This is a genomic window from Sphingomonas sp. LaA6.9, assembly GCF_022601895.1.
GTDB lineage: Bacteria > Pseudomonadota > Alphaproteobacteria > Sphingomonadales > Sphingomonadaceae > Sphingobium_A.
The window spans coordinates 1-22,463 of the sequence record NZ_JAKVIO010000054.1 but is presented as its reverse complement, the minus strand read 5'-3'; the positions used below and the strand labels follow the sequence as shown (position 1 = coordinate 22,463).

Below are 22,463 nucleotides of genomic sequence, written 5' to 3'. Positions count from 1 at the left end.
CTACAATCCATGCCGCCCATCAGCCGACTGGCTCAACCGATGAACAACCTCTTGAGGCTCCACACCTAGAGCCTGATCGTTTGAGGCGGAAGCGCTCTGCGCTTCCGCCGAAAGCGTGAATCAGGCTCTTTTTTCAAATGGTTGAGACCTTGATTCACGCTTCAGGTTGAATCAACCTGAAGCGATCAAGGTCTAGCCGGCGAACAGTCCGAAGATCAGCCCCATCAGCGAATAGGCGACGATCCAGTAGCCCGCGTCGATCAGGAACAGCGAGAGCCGTCGCCCCGCGAACAGATAATTGACTCCGAATGCGGGCACCACAAAGCCCAGCGCCAGACCGACAGCGATCATCACGGACAGCGCGACGCCGGGATCACCATAGGTCCTGAACACATGCGCCAGGATGAAGGCGGACAAAAGATTGAGCAGAAAACTCAGCCCGAACACCGTCGGCGCGTGCGTCTTCGCGTCCTCCATCGTCTTTCCCTCGGCCGCGAGCCAGGGTTTCAGGAACAACGGCCCGTACCAGATGCCGCCCACCAGAAATCCCGAAAGCGCCGCAAGAACGATCGCAATCCAGCTGAAATTCCACATAACACCTCCCCCATTATTGGTCAGAGGCGGGCGTCAGTCGCCGCCACCGCCATCGCATCCGCCGCCGTCGGCGCCGCTGCATCCGTCCGAAGCGCTTGAACTGCTGCTGTAGCCGCTATCGACGACACCGCCGCCGTCAGCTTTTTTGCGAGCGCCTGCGCGCTTTGCATTGGCGACCGCAAGCAACGCCACAAAGACTGCCAACAGCGCGATGATCACCGCAGTGCCCGACTTGCCCCCGCCCTTCGCGGGCGGGCCCGAAGCCAGCAGCGCGTCGGGCATCAGTACCAGAACGGCGCATGTCGCTGTCGCCAATCTGCGAGCAATGTCGGGAAAATTCAGATGCATATTGTGTCCCCCGGCCGGAGATTATCGCAGAGTGATGACAATTGCGCGCAAAATCCTTATGTGCGCCGACACCCATGGCAATTGAACTCCCCACCCCGCCCAGGATCGGCATGGTTTCGCTCGGCTGTCCGAAGAACCTTGTCGACAGCGAACGCATCCTCACCAAGCTCCGTTCGGACGGCTATGCGATGTCGCCCGATTATTCGGGCGCCGACGTCGTGCTCGTCAATACCTGCGGATTTCTCGACAGCGCCAAGGAAGAGAGCCTTGAAGCGATCGGCGAGGCGATAGCGGAAAACGGCCGCGTGATCGTCACGGGCTGCATGGGCAATGAGGCCGAGGCGATCCGCGCGCGCTTCCCCGATGTGCTCGCGATCACCGGCGCGCATCAGTATGAGGATGTCGTCGGCGCGGTCTATGACGCAGCGCCCATGCCGCCCAACGCCTTCCTCAACCTCGTGCCCGAGAGGGGGCTCAAGCTGACCCCGCGGCACTACAGCTATCTGAAGATTTCTGAGGGCTGCAACCACCGCTGCAGCTTCTGCATCATCCCGTCGCTGCGCGGCGATCTGGTCAGCCGCCGTCCCGATGCCATCCTGCGCGAAGCCGAAAAGCTGATCGCGGCGGGGACGAAGGAACTGCTGGTCATCAGCCAGGACACTTCTGCATACGGCGTCGACATCAAGCATCAGCCGCGCGAATTCCATGGCCGCGAGGTCCGCGCGCACATGACCGATCTTGCGCGCGAGCTGGGCGGCCTCGGCACGCCAAAGGACAAGGTTTGGGTGCGGCTCCACTATGTCTACCCCTATCCGCATGTCGATCAGGTCATTCCGCTGATGGCCGAGGGGCTGGTGCTTCCCTACCTCGACATTCCCTTCCAGCACGCCGCGCCGAATGTGCTGCGCGCCATGAAGCGCCCGGCCAATGAGGCCAAGGTGCTCCAGCGTATCCGCAACTGGCGCGAGATTGCGCCCGACATCGCGATCCGTTCGACCTTCGTCGTCGGGTTTCCCGGCGAGACCGAGGAAGATTTCCAGTATCTTATGGAGTGGCTCGAGGAAGCGCGGCTCGACCGCGTCGGCGCCTTCCGCTTCGAACCCGTCCATGGCGCCGCCGCCAACGATCTTCCCAACCCTGTTCCCGAAGAGGTGAAGGAAGAACGCTATGCGCGGCTGATGGAGCTGACCGCGCGCATCTCCGCCGAAAAGCTCGAGGCGAAGATCGGCCGCACGCTCGACGTCATCATCGACGAGGCCGACGAAGAGGGCGGCGCTTCGGGGCGTTCAAAGGCCGATGCGCCCGAAATCGACGGCCAGGTCCACCTGCGCGACGCCGAGGGACTGAACCCTGGCGATATCGTCGAGGTCGAGATCGAGGACGCCGACGAGCACGACCTGTTCGGCGTTCCCGTGGGCGCGCGCGCTTCCTGAATCAGCGCCCCACGCCGGACGCCGTCACTGGGGTTTCGGGCATGACGAAGCTGGCCCTGCGGTTCGGGAAATCGACGGTCACGCGCTCGAACATGCGGAGCGCGTCCATCCCGAGCAGCAGCGCGGGTTTGCGCAGCTTGAGCTTGCGGAACGCATAGGCATCGCCAAAGGCGATCGGCATGCCGTGCAGCGCGATCCGTCCGATGCGCAGCTGGTCGACGCGGGTATAGTCCGCATTGAGCACGTCACCGGTCACGCCGATCAGCGCGATCGGCTTCACCGCATAGCGACTACCCGATTTCATCAGGCGACGACGCAGCGCTTCATTGCCCAGGCTGATCTGTGTGCCCGTATCGACGATCACGTCGATCTTCTCGTCGTCGATCGTCGAATCGGCCAGGATCAGCTGCCCGAGCTTACGGCGCGCGGTCACCACGATCTCGTCGCGTTCGGGCTTGAAGCTCTGGCCGCGCCGGACGTCGCTCACCGCAAGCGTGCGCGCCTTGAAGTCGAGCACCACGCGCTGGTCCCGCAGCGTATCGATGCCGAGTATGCCGTGCGCCCCGATATGCGTGCCCCCGAGTGCGAGCGCCTGCACATCGTGCGACTTTCCCGGCGTGAACCTGAGATCGGGAATACGCACCATCGACGCATTTCCGCCCCCCGTCAGCGTGATGAGGCGGACATTTCCCGTCGGTTTCAGCGCGAGCGTATTCGCCAGTTCGCGCGAAATCACAGTGCGCGTGGCCGCGGTATCGACGATGAAGGCATAGGGCCCGCGCCCCGCGATATGGATCGCCACCGTCATCCGGTCGGTATCGTTCACCGTCATGTCGATAATGCTCGGCGCCCCGTCGACGGCGGGTAACGCTGCTGGTGCGACAGGCGGCGGCGTATTGACGGCGTCGGGGCGGGCGGGCGCAACCGGTGCAAGCAACAGCAGACCCGTGCCGATAATCCCGCCCAAGGGGAGCCGCCACAACGCGGCCATGACACCTCTCCAATCGCGCGGGCCCGATGACCCTGCGCACTCACAGGATAGCGCGATTTGCGTCCTACCCCAAGCCAAACCGCGAGGTCAGGCCGCGACGCGGGCGGGTCAGTCCGCCGATAGCGGCAATATGGGTCCGCGCTCCTGCACGCGTGCAAGCCGTATCAACTGCTCGGCAAGGAAATCGATCACGATACGGACGCGCGGCGTGTGCCGGACCCTTTCATGCGTGAGCAGCCATATCGCGCGCTCCTTGCCCGGCGCGGGTGGCAGGCAGCGGATCAGGCCGGGTTCCGCATCGGCGACGAAACAGGGCAGGACCGCCAGCCCGATCCCCGAACGAACCGCGGACAGCAATCCGGTGGAGGAATCATGGTGCATCGCAACCGCGTCCTCCAGACCATTGGCCTCGAGCCAGGCGCGATAGATCTTCCAGACGCCGTCGCCGCCGCCACCGATAAAGGGATGGCCACGCAGTTCCGTGCGCCGCCGCGGCCGGCCATGCGCCGCAGCATATTCCCGGCTGCAATAAATCGCCCAGTTATCAAGCGCTATGCGCCGACCGACAAGGCCGGCACCCTCCGGCTGATCGACGGTGCGTATCGCAATATCCGCGGCACCAGCGCCAAGATCCCGGATCGCATCGGCGGTGTCCAGTTCGATCCGGATCGCCGGGTGCGCCTCGTGCAGGTCGCGCAGGATCGGCGCGAGCACCGTGATCGCGTGAATTTCCTGCGCGGTCAGCCGCACGGTCCCGCTCACTTCGCGCCCCTGCGAGCCGGCAGCATCGGTAAAGGCGCTGGCAGCCGCCTCGACCGCTTCTGCGTGCTCGACCAGCGCTTCGCCCGCGGCGGTCAGAAAATAGCCGGTCTGCCGTCGCTCGAAGAGCGGCAGGCCGACCGTCTGCTCGAGCGCGGCGACGCGTCTGGCCGCGGTCGTCTGGCTCACGCGGAGCGCGCGCCCCGCGGCAAGCGTGCTGCCTGTGCGCGCAACCGCGAGAAAATAGCGCAGGTCGTTCCAGTCGAGCATGCCCCATTCTGCACTTTTGCAGAACGGGTGCGCAACATCGTTGTTCGTCGCGACTCGCCGGAGCGGAGTATCAAGGCTTCAGCGCCCCACTGGCGCGCATGACCAGAACCCCAGGAGACAGTGATGAAGACGATGCTTGCGCTCACCGCGCTTGCCGGAGCGCTGTACGTTGCGCCGGCCACCGCCCAATCCCTCGGAACCGACACCGTGACGCGTGTCGTCAGCTACAGTGATCTCGATCTCCGCACCGACAAGGGCCAGAGGACGCTTGATAACAGGCTGCGCGTCGCCGTCTCGATGGCCTGCGGCACCGCCTCCAGCGCCGATCCGCTCGGCAAGCGCGAAGTCGCGCGTTGCAGGATCGACACGCTCGACCGCCTTTCCGCGCAGCGTGACCAGGTGATCGCGGCAGCCGCCGCCCTCGTGCCCACCCAGATCGCGTCGCAGTGACTCCTCGAAGGACGCGCCCCTGAGCCTCTCCCGCCCGGTGCGGGAGAGGCAATTTTTCGTTTTCGCCCCCCCCCCCCCAGCGGCGGACTTGTCGGCCGTCCGCCCCTTGCCCTCAACCGGTTCGAGCGCCTATCCCCGGACGATGATCTCCGCACAACGTCCAGGCCGCTCATGACCGACCTTTCCGCACTGCTTCAGCCCGACAAGGGCCAGTCCGCGCGCGCCATCCATCTCGTCGACTCCGGGGGCTATGATGCCTGGCTGAAGGCTCAGCCGCCACGGCACCGCACCGCGATCGCTGCGCAGAAGCTGACGCCGACGGCGTTCAGCAGCGCCATTCTTCCCGGTGACAAGGCCGAAGACTGGTCGGTGGTCGGCGTGGTCGCCGATAGCGCGAAACTTTCGAGCTGGTGCCTCGCCAGGCTCGCGGAAACCTTGCCCGAAGGCACCTACCGCGTCGAAGGCGGCGAACCGGGCGCCGCGATGTTCGGCTGGATGACCGCGCAATATCGCTTCGAGAAATACAGGAAGGACGACAAGGCACAGGGCCCCCGCGTGCTGCTGACCTCCGAGGTGACGAAAATCGAAGAGGCGGTGCGGCTTGCCGAAGCCACCGCGCTTGTCCGCGATCTCGTCAACACCCCGGCGCTGGACCTCGGCCCCGGCGAGCTTGAGGCGAATGCCGAAAAGCTTGCGAAGAAGCACGACGCGGCATTGACCGTAACCAGGGGGCACGACCTCGAAACCGGCTATCCGATGATCCATGCGGTCGGCATGGCGGCGGACAGGAAGCATGCCCCGCGCCTGATCGAGCTGGTCTGGGGCAATCCCAAACATCCGCGCGTCGCGATCGTCGGCAAGGGCGTCTGCTTCGACAGCGGCGGACTCGACATCAAGCCGGGTTCGGGCATGCGCCTGATGAAGAAGGACATGGGCGGCGCGGCGCACGCACTCGCACTCGCGCGGCTGGTGATCGAGCACAGGCTGCCGATCCGGCTCCACATGCTCATTCCCGCGGTCGAGAACGCGATTTCGGGCAATGCGATGCGGCCCGGCGACATATTGAAGAGCCGCAAGGGCCTGACCGTCGAGATCACCAATACCGATGCCGAGGGTCGGCTGATCCTTGCCGATGCGCTCGCGAAGGCGGTTGAGGACAAACCCCAGCTCATCATCGATTTCGCCACGCTCACGGGCGCGGCGCGTGTCGCGCTCGGCCCCGACCTGCCCGCGATGTTCGCCAATGACCAGGGTCTTGCGGACGATCTGCTTGCTGGCGGGACCGCTGAGGACGACCCCGTGTGGCGCCTTCCTCTATGGCAGGGCTATGGCGACATGCTCAAATCGGACATCGCAGACCTGAACAATTCGCCGGATGGCGGCTTTGCCGGCGCGGTCACCGCAGCGCTTTTCCTCGAAAAGTTCGTCCCCGGGGATACGCCCTGGGCGCATTTCGACACATTTGCCTGGCGCCCCGCCGCCAAGCCGGGCCGCCCCAAGGGCGGCGACGCGCTGGGCCTCCGCGCGGCCTGGGCTGTCCTCAAATCACGGTTCGGATGATCTGAATGTTTAAAAAATTCATGGCCTCGGTCCTGATGCTGCTAGGGGCGATCGAGGGTGCGTCGGGCAAGGAGAAGGCCGATCTCGTCATCCGCGGTGCCGCGATCGTGGACGTGGCGTCGGGGAAACTGGTCGAGGGCCGCGCGATTGCCGTGGCGAACGGCGAAATCGTCGCGGTCGAGGATGACAAGGCGATCGACCGTAGTTTCCAGGCGGCGCAGACGGTCGACGCGTCGGGCCAGTATGTCATTCCCGGCCTTTGGGACATGCACGTCCATTTTGGTGGCGGCGAGGCGCTGGTCGAAGAGAACAAGGACCTGCTCCCGATCTATCTCGCCTATGGCGTCACCACCGTGCGCGACTGCGCCGCCGACATCAGTGCGCATGTGCTGCGCTGGCGCGACGAGGTGGCATCTGGCACGTTGGTTGGCCCCAGCATCTACACCTCGGGACCCAAGCTCGAAGGGCCAAAGCCGCTCTGGAAGGGCACGATCGAGGTCGACAGCCCCGCCGAGGTCGACGCCGCACTCGATCGGCTTCAGGCGATGCGCGTCGACTTCGTCAAGATCACCGACAATACGCTGCGCCCCGAAATATTCCTCTACGCGCTCAAGGCCGCCAAGGCGCGCGGGCTCAGGACGTCCGCCCACATCCCCTATGCGCTCACCGTCGAGCAGGCGATCGCTGGCGGCCTCTCCTCGGTTGAACATGGCGATTATCTGATCAAGGCGGGTTCGACCGCCGAGGCGCAGATTTCGCGGGATTATGCCGACAAGAAGCTCAGCTATGCTGAAGCCTCGGACAAGCTCGTCGACACGTTCGATCCGACGCTCGCGCGCACCGAGTTCCGCAAGCTCGCGCGCTACGGGCTTTTCGTGACACCGACGCAGAATATGGGCCGCATATTGGCGTATCTCGACCGCGAGGATCACAGCAAAGACCCGGCGCTCGCATTGATCGGCCCGGGGCTTCGCGAAACCTATAACTGGCGTGTCGAACGCGCGGCGAAGGCCGATGCCGCCGCGGTCGAGCGCCGCCACCGCGAATATGAACTGAGCGCCACGCTGCTGCCGCTGATGCGCGATGCCGGGATCACGATCCTCGCGGGCACCGACGCAGGCTATCTCAACTCGTTCAACTATCCGGGACAGGGGCTGCACGACGAGCTTGCGCGCTTCGTCGAATCGGGGCTGACGCCCGTCGAGGCGCTGCGCACCTCGGTCATCAACGGGCCGCGATTCCTGGGCAGGCAGGCGCGCTATGGCGCGATTGCCCCGGGAAAGGCGGCGGATATCGTCCTGCTTGGCGCCAACCCGCTCACCAGCATCGCTGCGACGCGCGACATTCGCGCGGTGGTGCGCGCTGGCACGTTGTTCGATCGCGCGGCGCTCGACGCGCTGCTCGCGCAGGCGCGTGACAAGGCCGCAAAATCCGTGACGGAGATAAAATAAACCGCATCGGGGAAACCGCAGGCGCGATAGCGCGTTATGCCATGACGTAGCCGTTCCGAATGGCGGAAGAACGGCGTCAGAGGTGTTATGGCAGTGAACAGGGCGCTTAACGGGTGGATGGAAACGCTGACCGATTATGTGCGGTCGGGAGAACCCGATCTCACCAACCGGCAAATGGCGCTGCTGCTCGTCGTTTATCTCAAGCCCGGCCCCCACACGGTCCGCGGGCTGGCGCAGGTTTTGAATGTATCCAAGCCGGTTGTAACACGCGCCTTGAACAAGCTGGGCGCGCTCGGCTATCTGCGCCGCCAGCGCGACGATGCGGACCGCCGCAACATTTTCGTCGCCCAGACGCGTGAAGGGGCAGATTTTCTTGAAAGCTTCGGTGGACTCATTGCCCGCAGGGGGCACGACACGGATGCACGCCAGCGCCGGCGCGCGTAAGCATTTCGGACTGACCGGTCCGTCGGTCGTACTCGATCGCCGCGTCAACGCGGTGCGCGGCGACATCGCCGATCTCGCACTCGCGGGCACGCTGTTCGCGCCGCATTATGCACGCCCGATGGAACGACGCTGCATAGTCCCCTCCACCGCGATGCGTGCCAGGGCGGATGACGGCGCGGATCTGATCTCCGAGCTTCTCCATGGCGAAGCGTTCGAGGTGATCGACCTGAGCGGCGGCTGGGCCTGGGGTTATTCGGCGCACGATCACTATGTCGGCTATGTCCGCGAAAGCGCACTCGGCATCGCGCGCTCGGGCGGCTGGCGCGTGGCAGGGCGCGCAACGGCTTTGCGGGATGCGCCATCGCCCGATGCCGGCACGATCGGCACGCTTTCGATGGGCGCGGTCGTCGACGGGGTGGCGAGCGACGGATGGCTGCTGACCGACGAAGGCGCAATCGCGCTCGCAGATCTGATCGCCGCCGATGTTCGGCTCGATCCGGTCGAGCAGGCAGAAAAGCTGCTCGGCGTTCCCTATTTGATGGGCGGGCGCAGCGTTGAAGGAATCGACTGTTCGGGGCTGGTCCAGATCGCGTCGTCCTTTGCGGGCGTTTCCGCACCGCGCGACAGTGATCAGCAGGCCGAAGGCATCGGAGAGACGCTCGCGAAGGGAAGCACGCTCGCGCGTGGCGACCTCGTCTTCGTGCCAGGGCATGTCGCGATCATGCTCGACGCCGAGCGGATCATTCATGCCAACGGCAATGCGATGGCGGTGAGCATCGAACCGCTCGCCGAATTGATCGCACGGCTGTCCGAGGAAGACGCTGCCGCGATGACGGTGCGCCGGCCATGAGCATCAACGTCTTCATCGACGGCGCCGTCGGGACAACGGGGCTCGAAATCCGCGAGCGGCTCGAAGGACGCGGCGACCTGGCCGTGACCACCCTGCCCGACGCGCTGCGCAAGGACGCGAATGCGCGCCGCGACGCGCTCAATGGTGCCGATGTGGTGATCCTGTGCCTGCCCGACGACGCCGCGCGCGAGGCCGTGGCGCTGATCGAGAACCCCGCGGTCAAGGTCATCGACGCGTCGACCGCGCACCGCGTTGCCGAGGGCTGGGCCTATGGCTTCGCCGAGCTGGAGCCCCATCAGCGCCAGCGGCTCTCGGGCGCGACGCGCATCTCGAACCCGGGCTGCTATCCCACGGGCTTCCTCGCGCTTGTCCGCCCGCTGGTCCGCGAGCGCCTGATCCCCGCCGACTGGCCGCTGACGCTCAACGCCACCTCGGGCTATTCGGGCGGCGGCAAGGCGATGATCGCGGCATTCGAAGATGCGCAGGCGCCCGACGCCACCGATACCGCCTTTCGCACCTACGGCCTCAACCTCGCGCACAAGCACGTGCCCGAGATGCAGGCGCATGGCGGGCTGGCGCATCCCCCGATCTTCGCACCCGCGGTCGCGCGCGCCTATCGCGGCATGATCGTCGAGGTGCCGCTGCAGCTTCGCGCGATGCCTTCGCCGCCCAGCCTCGGCCAGATCCGTGACGCACTCGCGGCCGCCTATGACGGCAGCAGGCTGGTCACGGTCAAGGCGAGCGAGGACGTGTCGCTGCTGACGCTCGAACAGGCAGCGGATACCGATCGCCTCGACCTCTATGTCTTCGGCAATGAGGCGACAGGACAGGCACGACTGGTCGCGATCCTCGACAATCTGGGCAAGGGCGCCGCGGGTGCCGCGGTGCAGAACCTCAACATCGCGGCCGGACTCGACGAGCTCGCCGGGTTGAAGCTCTGATTGCCATTCGGCCATTTTGAGCGCACCCTCCCCGCCACATAGGGAGAGGGGGCTCATATGTCTGAAAATACGGGATACAAGGCGCCGATCTGGTTCTGGGTGGTCGCTGTGCTCGGGCTGCTGTGGGAGCTGATGGGGGTCGGTTCCTACCTCTATCACGTCACGTTGTCGCCCGAGGGTCTGGCCGCATTGCCCCAGGGACAGCGCGATCTGATGAACGCGACGCCGGTCTGGGTGACAGCCGCATTTGCCATCGCAGTGTTCAGCGGCCTGGCCGGTGGACTCGGACTCGTGCTGCGGCGCAGATGGGCAAGGCCGCTGCTCGTCCTGTCCGTTGTCGCGGCGATACTTCAGTTCGGCTGGGTGTTCCTGGTGTTCAGGGCGCACGAGACACTCGGACCGTCATCCGCAGCATTCCCGGCCTTCATCATCGTAATGGGCGTCTTCCTCGCATGGTTCGCAGGTCACGCCACAAAGCGGGGCTGGCTTCGCTGACGAAAAATGGGCCCGGCGTTGCGGTGCCGGGCCCATTTCTGCCTTTTGCGCAAAGCTGGCTCAGGCCGCTTCGCGAAGCTCCCGCGCCCGCAGCCATTCAAGCAGTTTTTCGGGCCGGGATTCGCCATAGGGGTCGGCGTCGCTGCCATCGTCGTTGATGCCCGGTTCCTCGAACCAGGCGACGACCTTGCCGTTCTCTAAGACCATCGCATAGCGCCACGAGCGGTCGCCAAAGCCGAGATGATCCTTGTTGATCAGCATGCCCATGCGCCGCGTGAAGTGGCCGGCACCGTCGGGCAGCAGCTTGACCTTCTCGATGCCCAGCATCTTGCCCCATTGGTACATCACGAACGCGTCGTTGACCGACAGACACCAGACCTCGTCGATGCCAAGCGAACGGAACTCGTCATAGCGCCGCTCGAACGCGGGGCACTGCTCGGTCGTGCAGGTGGGCGTAAAGGCGCCGGGCAAGGCAAAGACGACATGGCGCCCCTTGCCGAACAGGGAACCCGTTTCGAGGTCTTCCCAGCGAAAGGGATTGGGGCCGCCAATGCTCTCGTCGCGTACGCGGGTCTTCAGGGTAACGTCAGGGACTGACCGACCGATCATGTCTTCATTTCTCCGATGGCAGGAACTGGCTGCGGCGCTCGCCGCTCACGCCCGATATGGGGTATGGGCGTACGAATACAATTGATTAGCCGTGTGAGTATGATCGATCGCGCCGATCAAAGGCGCTACATCTCGCCGCGCTCGCGGCGGATCGCATACCATTTCCGGACATTGTCGTTGTGCTGCGCGAGCGTCGCCGCGAAGACGTGACCGCCCTTTCCGTCCGCGACGAAATACAGATAACTGGTCTGCGCGGGATCGAGCACCGCCGCGATCGATTGCCGGCCCGGATTGGCGATCGGCCCCACGGGCAGGCCGGCGATCGCATAGGTGTTATAGCCGTTCGCCGCCTCGAGCTCCGAACGCAGGATGCGGCGGCCAAGCGGCTTGCCCTTCGTCACCGGGTAGATGGTCGTCGGGTCGGCCTGGAGCCTGATCCCCTGTTTGAGGCGATTGGTATAGACCGACGCCACCGTGCGCCGCTCCGACGGCAAGCCCGTCTCCTTCTCGACGATCGAGGCAAGGATGATCGCCTCGGCCGGTGTCGACACCGCGATGCCCGGCTTGCGCGTCTTCCACAGCTCGGCGAGCGTCCTGTCCATCGCCGCCTGCATGCGCCTGAGCACCGCGGCGCGGCTCTCGCCGCGTTCGAAGCTGTAGCTGTCGGGCAGCACCGATCCCTCGCGCGGCACCGCGACGCTGCCCGTAAGCAGCGGCTCCTTCATCAGCTTTTCGTGGACGAGGATCGAGGGCATGCCCTCGGGGATCGTCACGAAGCGCTGGAGCGTCTTCCCGCTCTGCAGCATCTCGAGCACTTCGGACGCGCTCAGCCCTGCGGGAACACGATATTCCCCCGAATGGATCGGGGCATCATCGCCAAGCACCTTCGCGAAGGTCAGGAAACTGTCGGCCGAACCGATCGCGCCCGCCTCTTCGAGCTGACGCGCCGCGGCGGTCAGGGACGAGCCCCCCTTGATGACGACCGTGATTTCCTTTTCCGCAGGGCCGGGCCCATACCAGCGGAACAGCACCAAAGCCCCGATCGCAAGCGCGGCCGCCACGACCATGCCGAAGCAGCCGAACTTGCGCATGGAATCAGAGCGCCCGCATCACCAGGCTGGCATTGGTGCCACCAAAGCCGAAGCTGTTGTTGAGCACGGCCTTGATCGGGCGTTCCTTGGCGACATGCGGCACGAGGTCGACGCCGTTGCAACCCTCGGACGGATTGTCGAGGTTGAGCGTCGGCGGCGCGATCTGGTCGCGCATCGCGAGCAGGCAGAAGATGGATTCGACCGCGCCGGCGCCGCCGAGCAGGTGCCCGATCGCCGATTTGGTCGAACTCATCGAAAGATCGCCGATGGCATTGCCGAACAGGCGGCGCACCGCGCCCAGTTCAAGTTCGTCACCCAGCGGAGTCGAGGTGCCATGTGCGTTGATATAGTCGATGTCGCTGAGCGCGAGCCCCGACTTCTTCATCGCCATTGCCATCGAGCGGAACGCGCCCGATCCTTCCGGATGCGGCGCGGTCACGTGATAGGCGTCACCCGACAGGCCGTAGCCGATCACCTCGCCATAGATCTTCGCGCCGCGCTTCTTCGCGCGCTCATATTCCTCGAGCACGACGACGCCCGCGCCCTCGCCCATCACGAAACCGTCGCGGTCGACGTCATAGGGGCGCGACGCCTTTTCGGGCGTGTCGTTGAAGCTGGTCGAAAGCGCACGCGCCTGCGCGAAACCGGCGATGCCGATGGGACAGACCGTGCTTTCGGCGCCGCCCGCGAGCATCACGTCGGCATCGTCCATCGCGATCATCCGCGCAGCGTCGCCGATCGAGTGCGCGCCCGTCGAGCAGGCGGTCACGACCGCGTGGTTGGGGCCCATCAGGCCATATTTGATGCTGACCTGTCCCGAGATCAGGTTGATCAGGCGGCCATGGACGAAGTGCGGCGAAACGCGGCGCGGGCCCTTTTCATAGAGCACGATCGATTCGCTCTCGATCCCCGGCAGACCGCCGATGCCCGAGCCGATCGAGCAGCCCGCGCGGAAGCGCTCTTCCTCGCTCATGTCGGTCAGCCCGGCGTCCTCGAGCGCCTGGCCGGCGGCATCGATGCCATAGACGATGAAGGGATCGACCTGGCGCTGGACCTTGTGGTCGACGCGCTTGCCCGCATCGAAGCCATATTCATGGTCGGCGGGCTTCACCTCGCAGGCGATGCGGCACGCATAGTCGGTCGCATCGAAGCGCGTGATCGTGCCCGCGCCCGATTTCGACGCGATGATGTTTTTCCAGGCGGTTTCGACGTCCGCTCCAAGCGGTGTGACGAGTCCCAGTCCGGTGACCACTACGCGGCGCATAAATTCCACTCCATCAATGCGTTCGAGCGCGGGTCCCCGCCCGGCGCTCGCGATATATCAGCAATGCATTCGTTCAGAAACAAAACGGCTCCCCGGCCCTCATGTCCCGGGTCGGGGAGCCGCTTGAACTGTTCCGGCTCGCAAAAAGAGGCCGTGTCAGCCCTTGTTGGCGTCGATGAAGGAAATCGCGTCCTTCACCGTCGAGATCTTTTCCGCAGCATCGTCGGGAATTTCGACGCCGAATTCTTCCTCGAACGCCATAACCAGCTCAACGATGTCGAGGCTGTCCGCGCCCAGATCATCGATGAAGCTCGCGTCTTCGGTGACCTTCTCGGCCTCGACGCCGAGATGTTCGACGACGATCTTCTTTACGCGGTCGGCAGTCTCGCTCATGTAGAGCTCCTTCTCTTAACGGTTGTTCATGGGCTGCACTAGTCGGGCGGCGAAAGCCTTGCAAGCCCCGCCACGCGCCGGCGCGATCAAATCATCGCCATTCCGCCATTCACATGCAGCGTCTGGCCAGTGACATAAGCGGCTTCGCGGCTCGCAAGATAGGCCACGGCGGCACCGATGTCATCACCCTCGCCCAGCTTGCCCGCCGGGATTCGCGCCGTCAGCGCCTCCTTCTGCGCATCGGGCAGAACGTCGGTCATCGCCGAGCGGATGAAACCGGGCGCTACGCAGTTGACGGTGATGCCACGGCTCGCGAGTTCCTGCGCCAGCGCCTTGGACATGCCGACAAGCCCGGCCTTGGACGCGGCATAATTGGCCTGACCGGGATTTCCTGTGGCGCCGACGACCGAGGTGATCGAGATCATGCGCCCGAAACGCGCCTTCATCATCGGCTTGGCGGCGGCGCGGCAGAGGCGGAAAGCCGCCTCCAGATTGACGCGGATCACCTGATCCCATTCCTCGTCCTTCATCCGCATCGCCAGATTGTCGCGCGTGACGCCCGCATTGTTGACGAGGATATCGAGCTGGCCGAGCGCCTCCACCGCGCGCGGCACAAGCCCGTCAACCGCCGCGCCATCGGACAGATCGCATGGCAGAGCCACATGATCGCCGCCCAGCTCGGCGCGGAACGCCTCGAGCTTCTCCAGATTGGAGCCCGAAAGCGCGAGACGCGCGCCCTGGCCGGCAAGCGCCTTCGCTACCGCCGAACCGATGCCCCCCGAAGCGCCCGTCACCAGCGCGGTCATCCCTGAAAGATCGAACATGTTTTTTTCCCTAACTTTAGAGCGTCTTCAGCAGCGCTTCGATGTCGTCCATCGAGATCACGCTTGCCGCTTCCACCTCGCCAGCGGCGCTGCGCTTGACCATCGGGCCAAGCACCTTGCCGCCAAACTCCACGAACTGGCCGACGCCCGCTGCCTCCATGGCGACGACCGATTCACGCCAGCGTACGCGCCCGGTCACCTGTTCAACCAGCAGCGTGCGAATGGCATCCGGATCGGCTACGGGAGCAGCGGTGACATTGGCGAAGACCGGCACGAGCGGTGCGCGCAGCGCCGCCTTGTCGAGCGCTTCGGCCATGGCATCGGCGGCGGGCTGCATCAGCGGGCAATGGAACGGCGCCGAAACCGGCAGCAGCACGCCGCGCTTGATGCCGTGATCCTTGACCAGCGCCACCGCGCGCTCGATCGCGCCCTTGTGCCCCGAGATCACCACCTGTCCCGGATCATTGTCGTTCGCGACGGTGCACACTTCGCCCTCGGCCGCCGCATCGGCCAGCGCCTGCGCCTTGTCGATATCGGCGCCGAGCAGCGCCGCCATCGCGCCAAGGCCCACCGGCACCGCCGCCTGCATTGCCTGACCGCGCAGCTTCAGCAGCTTTGCCGTGGTCGCGAGATCAAGCGCGTCGGCGGCGCACAGCGCGCTATATTCGCCGAGGCTGTGCCCCGCGACGAAGCCGGCCTTGTCGGCAAGGCGAATGCCCCCCTCCCTTTCGAGCACGCGCAGCGTGGCGATGGCGTTCGCCATGATCGCGGGCTGCGCATTCTCGGTCAGGGTAAGCTGGTCCTCGGGGCCCTCCGACATCAGCTTGAAGAGATTTTGGCCCAGCGCGTCGTCGACTTCCTGGAACACCTCGCGTGCGACGGTGCTCGCGTCCGCCAATGCCTTGCCCATCCCGACGGCCTGGCTGCCCTGGCCGGGAAAAATGAAAGCACGCATGTTTCTTTTCGCTCCTGTTACAAATCGCGACACAATTTCGATTGGCGCGGAAAACCGGTTGCGGCAGGGACTAGATAGCCATTGGGCGTAGCGCAAGCGGCCCCGATTTAATTTGAGGTTCATCAGTGGCGCGGAGTTAATGCACGGGTGCGTATCAGACCTATCCTCTCGCTGAGCCTTGCGGCCCTGACCGCGGCCTGCACCGTCGGCCCCGACTATCGTCCGCAGCCCGCAATCGACCTCGGCGTCCCCGATGCCTATACGCGCGGTGGCGGCGAGCCGATGTCGGCGGAAACGCTCGCCAGCTGGTGGCGCCAGTTCAACGATCCCGCGCTCAACGCGCTGATGGACCGCGCGCTTGCCGAGAACCTCGATCTGGCACAGAGCGCCGCACGACTGAAACAGGCGCGCGAGTCACTCGTCCAGGCAAATGCGGGCCGACTGCCCACCGTCGACGCGTCCGCCAGCGCGGGGCGGAATTTCAGCAATGTCACGCGGGATCGCAGCAGCTTCTCGATCGGCGGGGACGCGGCCTGGGAGATCGATCTTTTCGGCGGGATTGCGCGGGGTATCGAAGCCGCGCGTGCCGATGCAGAGGGCGCCGAGTTCGATCTGGCGGCGGTGCGCATTGCGATCGTCTCCGAAATCGCGACCAACTATGTCCAGCTCCGGCTTTCGCAGGAGCAGATCCGCATCGCGCGCGACACGCTGACCAACGATCAGGAGAATTACGACATTGCGCGCTGGCGCGTTCAGGCGGGGCTGGTCTCATCGCTCGACGAAGAGCAGGCGCGGGCGCAGCTCGCGCGGACAACTGCCGCAATTCCCCGTCTCCAGACCAGCTTTTCGGGCGCGCTCAACCGCATTGCGGTGCTGACGGCACAGGCACCGGGCGCCGCGACCCAGGCGCTTGAGCAAAGCGAGCCGATTCCGAGCGCGCCGACCGATATCGCTACGGGCATTCCCGCGGACACGCTGCGCCAGCGCCCGGACATTCGCGGCGCCGAACGCACTCTGGCCGCGGCGACCGCGCGCATCGGCGTCGCCGAAGCCGAGCTTTACCCCGCGCTGCGAATCACCGGCGATATCGGGACGAGCGCGTTTTCGGTGGGCAATCTGGTCGATACCGTCACGGCCGGGCTGTTCAGCAGCCTCAGCCAGACCATCTTCGATGGCGGCCGTCGCCGCTCGCAGGTCCGATCCCAGCAGGCAGCGGCCGAAGGCGCGCTCGCAGCCTACCGTCAGAGCGTCCTGACCGGGCTTGAGGATGTCGAGAATGCGCTGGTGGCGCTCGATTCCTCGCGCGCACGCGCAGAGCAGCTCGCGATCGCGCTCGACGCCGCTAACAATTCAGCGATCCTTGCGCGCAGCCAGTACCGCGCGGGCCTCACCGATTTCCAGACGCTGCTCCAGACCGAGCAATCGCTGCTCGTCGCGCGCGAAAGCTATGCCGGGGTACAGGCCGATACGGCGCTGTCGATCGTGCAACTCTATCGCGCGCTTGGTGGCGGCTGGCAGACCATGGATGGAATGACGCAATGAACGATTCGGTATCGGTGCCGCAGAGCGACCTCGACGATTTTCTCGGCGTGAAGCCCGAGGCGCCATGGCGCAAATGGGTGATCCGCGGCGTGCTCGGCGTGACGCTGCTTGCCGTACTGTTCCTGCTATCGCGCTGCTTCTCGGGCGGCGACGCGCCCAATTACACGACGCGCGAGGTGCGCCGCGGCGACCTGACGGTCACGGTGTCCGCGACGGGCAACCTCAAGCCGATCAACCAGGTCGATGTCGGTTCGGAACAGTCGGGCAAGATCACGCAGGTCTTCGTCGATGTGAACGACCGCGTGACCAGGGGGCAGCGGCTCGCCGAGCTCGACACGCGCCGCCTGATCGACAACGTGACGCAGAACCGTTCGCAGGTCACCGCCGCTGAGGCGGGTGTCGCGCAGGCGCAGTCGGGCCTCGCGCTCGCGAAGGCGACGCTCGATCGTCAGGAGGAGGTCTACCGGGTATCGGGCGGCAAGGTGCCATCGAAGACCGAACTGGATACCGCGCGCGCCAATTATCGTCAGGCCGTCGCCTCGGTCCGGTCGGCACAGGCGCAGGTGGGCGTGGCACAGGCCCAGCTCGCCACCGCGCAGACCAATCTCGACATTTCGCAGATCGTGTCGCCGGTCACGGGCGTCGTCCTCTCGCGCGCCATAGAACCGGGCCAGACGGTTGCCGCCTCGTTCAACGCGCCCGTGCTCTTCACCATCGCCGAAGACCTGAAGCAGATGGAGGTCGAGGTTTCGGTCGACGAGGCCGATGTCGGTCAGGTCCAGCAGGGCCAGAGCGCCACCTTCACCGTCGACGCCTTTCCGGGCCGGAACTTTCCCGCGCAGATCACGCGCGTCAATGTCGGCTCGAATGCGGCGAACAGCTCGACGACCTCGTCGTCCTCCACCTCGTCGAGCAGCGCGGGCACCGTCGTCGCCTATACCGCCGTGCTTTCTGTCCAGAACTCCAGCGAGACGCTGCGCCCGGGCATGACCGCGACGGCCGCGATCGTGACCAAGCAACTCCGCGACGTTCTTCTCGTCCCCAATTCGGCGCTGCGCTTCAATCCGCAGCAGGCCGGAGGCGGCGGCCAGCGCGGGGGCATTACCAGCCAGATCGTTCCCGGACCGCGCCGCTTCGGCAATCGCGCCACCCAATCGGTCAGCTTCGGCCCGGGCAGCCGGCAGACCGTCTATGTGCTCGATGCCGACGGCAAGCCAAAGGCGGTCAACGTGGTCATCGGCGACAGCGACGGATCGCGCACCGCGATCACGGGCGGCGAGCTGAAGGAAGGCATGAAGGTCATCACCGGCCAGCTCGCCGAAGGCCAGAAGGCGCCCGAAGCCGATCGCGCCAATGGTGACGGACCGAGCCGCCAGCGCGCGCGCGACAAGCAGGAGCAGCCCGGGAATGCAACGGCACCCGCGCTCCCGGCCGCGCCTGCGCCGGCCAAATCGGCGCCCGGCCCGGTCGGCAACAGCGCGAGCACAGCGCCCGATCGTCCCCGGCTCCGCGACATGACGCCCGAGCAGCGCCGCGCGTATCTCGACAGCCTCACGCCCGAACAGCGCGAGGCGTTGCGCAAACGGCGTGAGGAGCGCCGTGCCCAGCGAGAGGCGGCAGCGGCCGATGGAGAGTGACGCGATCATCCGCCTGCGTGGCGTCACCAAGACCTATGGCAGCGGGCCGACGGCGTTTCAGGCGCTGAAAGGCATCGACCTCGACATCCAGCGCGGGGATTTCGTCGCGGTCATGGGGCCATCGGGTTCGGGCAAGTCGACGACGATGAACATCCTCGGCTGCCTCGACGTGCCCACAAGCGGCTCGTTCCTGTTCCACGGCCATCATGTCGAACGGCTCGACCGCGATCAGCGCGCCTTGCTTCGCCGCAAATATCTCGGCTTCGTGTTCCAGGGCTTCAACCTGCTGTCGCGCACAACCGCGCTCGAGAATGTCGAGCTGCCGCTGCTCTATCGCGGCGAGGATCGGCAGACGCGCCACGAAGCGGGACTCGCGGCGCTCGACAAGGTCGGGCTCAAGCCCTGGTGGGACCACACCCCCGCAGAGCTTTCGGGCGGTCAACAACAGCGCGTCGCGATCGCGCGCGCCATCGTCACCAATCCCGACGTGCTGCTCGCCGACGAACCGACAGGCAATCTCGACAGCGAGCGTTCGGTAGAGATCATGGAATTGCTGACCGACCTGAACCGCAATAGCGGCATCACCGTGCTGATGGTAACGCACGAACCCGATATGGCGGCCTTTGCGCGCACCATCGTCCATTTCAAGGACGGGCTGGTCGAGTCGATCGAAAAGGGAGCTCGCGGCTGATGCTCGGCACGACGGTCACCCTCGCCTTCCGCGCGATCATGCGCCACAAGCTGCGGTCGTTCCTGACGACGCTCGGCATCATCATCGGCGTGGCGGCGGTCGTCACCATGACGACGCTCGGCAACGGCGCAACCGCGGCGGTGCGCGAGCAGATCTCCAGCCTCGGCGCCAATATCCTCCAGATTCGTCCCGGTCAGGGCTTCGGCCGCGGCGGCGGTGGGCCGCGTCCGCCGGATTTCGAGCCGGAAGACGTCACCGCAATCGCCCAGCAGATCACGGGCGTTCGCGCGGTCGCGCCACAGGCGCAAAGCTCGGGCGGCGCGATCTACGAGGGCAATAACTGGAACACGTCGATCAACGGGACAACCGCCTCCTATTTCGAGGCACAGCAATGGGCGCTGGATTCGGGGCGCCTGTTCATGCCCGAAGAGGAAGAAGCCGGAAAACCCGTCTGCATCATCGGCAACACGTTGAAGCGCAACCTGTTCAAGCAGGAGGATCCGGTCGGCAAGAGCTTCCGCATCAAGGGCGTAAGCTGCCAGGTGATCGGCGTGCTCGCCACGCGCGGCCAGGGCGGATTCGGCCAGGATCAGGACGATGTGGTCGTGATGCCGATCAAGTTCGTCCAGCGCCGCTTTACCGGCAATCGCGACCTCGGACTGATCATGGTCGCGGTGGACGACGCCTATGAAACCGCGACCGTTCAGGCCTCGATCGAGGATCTGATGCGCGAGCGTCGGCGGATCAAGCCCGGCGATGCCGACAATTTCAACGTGTTCGACACCAAGCAGATCTCGGACACGCTCACCGGAACGACGACGATCCTCACCCAGATCGTGGGGGCGGTCGCCGCGATTTCACTGCTCGTGGGCGGCATCGGCATCATGAACATCATGCTTGTTTCGGTGACCGAGCGAACGCGCGAGATCGGGATCCGGCTGGCCATCGGCGCGGTCGCGCGCGAAGTCCTGCTGCAGTTTCTGGTTGAGGCGATCGTGCTGTCCTGTCTCGGCGGCCTGCTCGGCATGGTCATCGCGCTCATCGCGTCGATCGCGATCGCGCCGCTGATGCAGGTGCCCTTCATCTTCGACTGGCAGATCAACCTGCTCGCCTTCGTGTTCTCGGCGGCAATCGGCGTGGTCTTCGGCTATTTTCCCGCGCGCCGCGCGGCATCGCTCAATCCCATCGACGCGCTGCGCCATGAGTAACCGGACCTAAACCAGTTGCAGTGCATGCCGTTGAAATGGCCATGAGCAGCGACCCAGAATCCATCATCGACAGGCAGGCACCCGTTCCGGGCAGCGGCGATCGTCGATTTCGTTCGGAAGCCAAGGTGCTCCGCCCTGAAGCCTCGCCGCTGTCCTCGCTGATGGGCAAGCTGCTGGGGCGAAAGGGCGATGAGGACGAAGCCGATCCGGGAACCGCGCCTGCGCCTGCGCCATCAGCCAGCCGCAGACCGAGCGACTATGAACGGATCGGCGCGTTCCTCGAACGCAACCGGCTCGAACCAACGCCCGATCACTACGCGCTTGCATGGGAATATTTCGTGGCGCCCCACAGCGCGCTCGGCTGGGCGGTTGATCGTGCGATCGAGACCGAGGGCGCACTGTCCGCGGGCAGCGCTTCCATGCTGCTCGAGCAGCACCGTGCCAAGCTGTCCGCAGAGCGATTGACCGACATGATCGGCGAAGCCCGCGGCCACATCGCGGACGGCAGCCAGCTCGTCGAGCAGACGCGCGCGCATGCAAAGGCTTATGGAACAGCGCTGAAGTCGGAAATGAACGGCATGGCGGGTAGCGGCGATACCTCCGCGACCGTGACCGCGCTCACCGAACTCACCCAATCCATGATCCAGAAGACCGCCGAGGCCGAAAAGCAGCTCCGCAACGCCGTCCGGCAGATGGGCGACATGCAGGCGCGACTGGCGGCCGCCGAGAAGCTCGCCGAGAGCGATGCGCTCACCGGCCTCGCCAATCGCCGCGCCTTCGAAAAGACGCTGAAGCGCGCGGTCGAGAGCTGCCGCGAGAGCGCGCAGCCGCTGTCGGTCGCCTTTTGCGACATCGACCATTTCAAGAAGATCAACGACACCCACGGCCACGCGACGGGCGACCGGGTGCTCAAATATGTCGCCAACCTGCTGAGCAAGGTTTCCAACGGCAATTGCCATGTGGCGCGCCATGGCGGCGAGGAATTCGTAATCCTGCTCAAGGGGCGCACGGTCGAGGAAGCGCGCGACATCGTCGACAAGGCCCGCGCCGACCTCGTTGGTCGCAACCTGACGGCGAAAGACACCGAAAAGCTGATCGGCAAGGTCAGCTTCTCCGCGGGCGTAGCAGCCCTCGACCCCGACGGCGACGGCAGCGACCTCCTCCACCGCGCCGACCGCGCGCTCTACCGCGCCAAGAAGGACGGGCGGAACAGGGTGTATCTGTAGATCACAGAAGTCGTGGTGAGTGGGCATCCCTTGAGCCCTCTCCCTTGAGGGAGAGGGTTGCGCAGACTTGGCAGCTTGCTGCCTAGTCGTAGCTGGGTGAGGGGGACGATTGCGGAGCAATCGCGTGCTCCTGCGGCCCGCCCCCCTCATCCAACTGCGCCTAGCCTCGCTCGCGCTCGGCAAGGCTCCATATCCTTCTCCCTCAAGGGAGAAGGTCTCCTTTGTCGTGGGAAGTGGACGTTACTCATAGCTGTCATTGCGAGGAGCATAGCGACGAAGCAATCCAGCGGATGTCAAACACCACGCTGGATTGCTTCGCTACGCTCGCAATGACGGCGCAGTGTTGAACGTCCGGAATGTCGGGGCGGGTTCAACTGGTCATCGCAACACCTCTCGTAGTTTATCGATGGGTGTATCGAAGCCCAAGGTCTTTCGTG

The 22,463-nt window shown here is 65.2% G+C and carries 23 protein-coding genes; 13 read left to right on the top strand and 10 right to left on the bottom strand.

The window, feature by feature from the left end:
* Positions 1-192: 192 nt before the first annotated feature.
* Both MKI88_RS19230 and MKI88_RS19225 read right to left on the bottom strand, forming a co-directional pair.
* Positions 193-594, bottom strand: a complete 402-nt coding sequence (locus MKI88_RS19230; RefSeq protein WP_241633171.1) for a DUF1761 domain-containing protein — start codon at positions 592-594, stop codon at positions 193-195.
* A 33-nt stretch (positions 595-627) separates the two neighbouring features.
* Positions 628-909 (bottom strand): hypothetical protein, encoded by a 282-nt coding sequence (locus MKI88_RS19225; RefSeq protein WP_241633170.1) that lies wholly within the window; start codon positions 907-909, stop codon positions 628-630.
* Positions 910-1,016: 107 nt separating this feature from the next.
* Here MKI88_RS19225 and rimO point away from each other — a divergent pair, with 107 nt between their 5' ends.
* Positions 1,017-2,375 (top strand): 30S ribosomal protein S12 methylthiotransferase RimO, encoded by a 1,359-nt coding sequence (gene rimO / locus MKI88_RS19220; protein ID WP_241633169.1) that lies wholly within the window; start codon positions 1,017-1,019, stop codon positions 2,373-2,375.
* A 1-nt stretch (position 2,376) separates the two neighbouring features.
* On the opposite strand, the gene MKI88_RS19215 is transcribed toward rimO, so the two are convergent.
* Positions 2,377-3,366, bottom strand: a complete 990-nt coding sequence (locus tag MKI88_RS19215; protein ID WP_241633168.1) for an aspartyl protease family protein — start codon at positions 3,364-3,366, stop codon at positions 2,377-2,379.
* A gap of 108 nt (positions 3,367-3,474) precedes the next feature.
* Positions 3,475-4,395 (bottom strand): LysR family transcriptional regulator, encoded by a 921-nt coding sequence (locus MKI88_RS19210; RefSeq protein ID WP_241633167.1) that lies wholly within the window; start codon positions 4,393-4,395, stop codon positions 3,475-3,477.
* 123 nt (positions 4,396-4,518) lie between these two features.
* Here MKI88_RS19210 and MKI88_RS19205 point away from each other — a divergent pair, with 123 nt between their 5' ends.
* From MKI88_RS19205 to MKI88_RS19175, 7 genes are all read left to right on the top strand, one after another.
* Positions 4,519-4,845, top strand: coding sequence for a UrcA family protein (locus MKI88_RS19205; protein WP_241633166.1), 327 nt, complete (start codon positions 4,519-4,521; stop codon positions 4,843-4,845).
* 171 nt (positions 4,846-5,016) lie between these two features.
* Positions 5,017-6,405: a M17 family metallopeptidase gene (locus MKI88_RS19200; RefSeq protein ID WP_241633165.1), complete on the top strand. Its 1,389-nt coding sequence runs from the start codon at positions 5,017-5,019 to the stop codon at positions 6,403-6,405.
* 5 nt (positions 6,406-6,410) lie between these two features.
* Positions 6,411-7,856, top strand: coding sequence for an amidohydrolase family protein (locus MKI88_RS19195; RefSeq protein WP_241633164.1), 1,446 nt, complete (start codon positions 6,411-6,413; stop codon positions 7,854-7,856).
* Between the two features lie 117 nt (positions 7,857-7,973).
* Positions 7,974-8,300, top strand: coding sequence for a helix-turn-helix domain-containing protein (locus MKI88_RS19190; protein ID WP_241633163.1), 327 nt, complete (start codon positions 7,974-7,976; stop codon positions 8,298-8,300).
* Positions 8,275-9,150: an NlpC/P60 family protein gene (locus MKI88_RS19185; protein WP_241633162.1), complete on the top strand. Its 876-nt coding sequence runs from the start codon at positions 8,275-8,277 to the stop codon at positions 9,148-9,150. The genes MKI88_RS19190 and MKI88_RS19185 overlap by 26 nt, the downstream gene beginning before the upstream one ends.
* The gene (gene argC, locus MKI88_RS19180; protein ID WP_241633161.1) at positions 9,147-10,091 is read left to right on the top strand and encodes an N-acetyl-gamma-glutamyl-phosphate reductase; all 945 of its coding nucleotides are present in this window, start codon (positions 9,147-9,149) and stop codon (positions 10,089-10,091) included. Before MKI88_RS19185 ends, argC begins: the two co-directional genes overlap by 4 nt.
* A 57-nt stretch (positions 10,092-10,148) precedes the next feature.
* Entirely contained in the window at positions 10,149-10,586 is a 438-nt protein-coding gene (locus tag MKI88_RS19175) for a hypothetical protein (RefSeq protein ID WP_241633160.1), read from the top strand.
* Positions 10,587-10,646: 60 nt separating this feature from the next.
* Here the strand turns inward: MKI88_RS19175 and MKI88_RS19170 are convergent, their stop codons facing one another.
* The 6 genes from MKI88_RS19170 to fabD all read right to left on the bottom strand — a co-directional run bounded on the left by MKI88_RS19170 (position 10,647) and on the right by fabD (position 15,722).
* A complete protein-coding gene (locus MKI88_RS19170) occupies positions 10,647-11,195 on the bottom strand; it encodes a peroxiredoxin (protein ID WP_241633159.1) in 549 nt (182 codons plus the stop codon).
* 125 nt (positions 11,196-11,320) lie between these two features.
* The gene (gene mltG / locus MKI88_RS19165; RefSeq protein WP_241633158.1) at positions 11,321-12,286 is read right to left on the bottom strand and encodes an endolytic transglycosylase MltG; all 966 of its coding nucleotides are present in this window, start codon (positions 12,284-12,286) and stop codon (positions 11,321-11,323) included.
* Between the two features lie 4 nt (positions 12,287-12,290).
* Positions 12,291-13,550, bottom strand: a complete 1,260-nt coding sequence (fabF, locus tag MKI88_RS19160; protein WP_241633157.1) for a beta-ketoacyl-ACP synthase II — start codon at positions 13,548-13,550, stop codon at positions 12,291-12,293.
* A 156-nt stretch (positions 13,551-13,706) separates the two neighbouring features.
* Positions 13,707-13,943: an acyl carrier protein gene (locus MKI88_RS19155; protein ID WP_119759184.1), complete on the bottom strand. Its 237-nt coding sequence runs from the start codon at positions 13,941-13,943 to the stop codon at positions 13,707-13,709.
* Positions 13,944-14,029: 86 nt separating this feature from the next.
* The gene (fabG, locus tag MKI88_RS19150) at positions 14,030-14,767 is read right to left on the bottom strand and encodes a 3-oxoacyl-[acyl-carrier-protein] reductase (protein WP_241633156.1); all 738 of its coding nucleotides are present in this window, start codon (positions 14,765-14,767) and stop codon (positions 14,030-14,032) included.
* Positions 14,768-14,783: 16 nt separating this feature from the next.
* Positions 14,784-15,722 (bottom strand): ACP S-malonyltransferase, encoded by a 939-nt coding sequence (fabD, locus tag MKI88_RS19145; RefSeq protein ID WP_241633155.1) that lies wholly within the window; start codon positions 15,720-15,722, stop codon positions 14,784-14,786.
* Between the two features lie 147 nt (positions 15,723-15,869).
* On the opposite strand from fabD, the gene MKI88_RS19140 reads away from it, so the two are divergent.
* Genes MKI88_RS19140 through MKI88_RS19120 form a run of 5 tightly spaced genes read left to right on the top strand, consistent with a single transcriptional unit; the run spans position 15,870 to position 22,026 of the window.
* Positions 15,870-17,264 carry an efflux transporter outer membrane subunit gene (locus MKI88_RS19140; RefSeq protein WP_241633154.1) on the top strand — a complete coding sequence of 465 codons (1,395 nt, stop codon included), beginning with the start codon at positions 15,870-15,872 and terminating at the stop codon, positions 17,262-17,264.
* Complete coding sequence (locus MKI88_RS19135; RefSeq protein WP_241633153.1) at positions 17,261-18,901, top strand: efflux RND transporter periplasmic adaptor subunit; 1,641 nt, start codon at positions 17,261-17,263, stop codon at positions 18,899-18,901. Before MKI88_RS19140 ends, MKI88_RS19135 begins: the two co-directional genes overlap by 4 nt.
* Positions 18,891-19,592 carry an ABC transporter ATP-binding protein gene (locus MKI88_RS19130; protein WP_241633172.1) on the top strand — a complete coding sequence of 234 codons (702 nt, stop codon included), beginning with the start codon at positions 18,891-18,893 and terminating at the stop codon, positions 19,590-19,592. The genes MKI88_RS19135 and MKI88_RS19130 overlap by 11 nt, the downstream gene beginning before the upstream one ends.
* Positions 19,592-20,800, top strand: a complete 1,209-nt coding sequence (locus MKI88_RS19125) for an ABC transporter permease (protein ID WP_241633152.1) — start codon at positions 19,592-19,594, stop codon at positions 20,798-20,800. The genes MKI88_RS19130 and MKI88_RS19125 overlap by 1 nt, the downstream gene beginning before the upstream one ends.
* Positions 20,801-20,841: 41 nt before the next feature.
* Positions 20,842-22,026, top strand: coding sequence for a GGDEF domain-containing protein (locus MKI88_RS19120; RefSeq protein WP_241633151.1), 1,185 nt, complete (start codon positions 20,842-20,844; stop codon positions 22,024-22,026).
* The last annotated feature ends 437 nt before the right edge of the window (positions 22,027-22,463 follow it).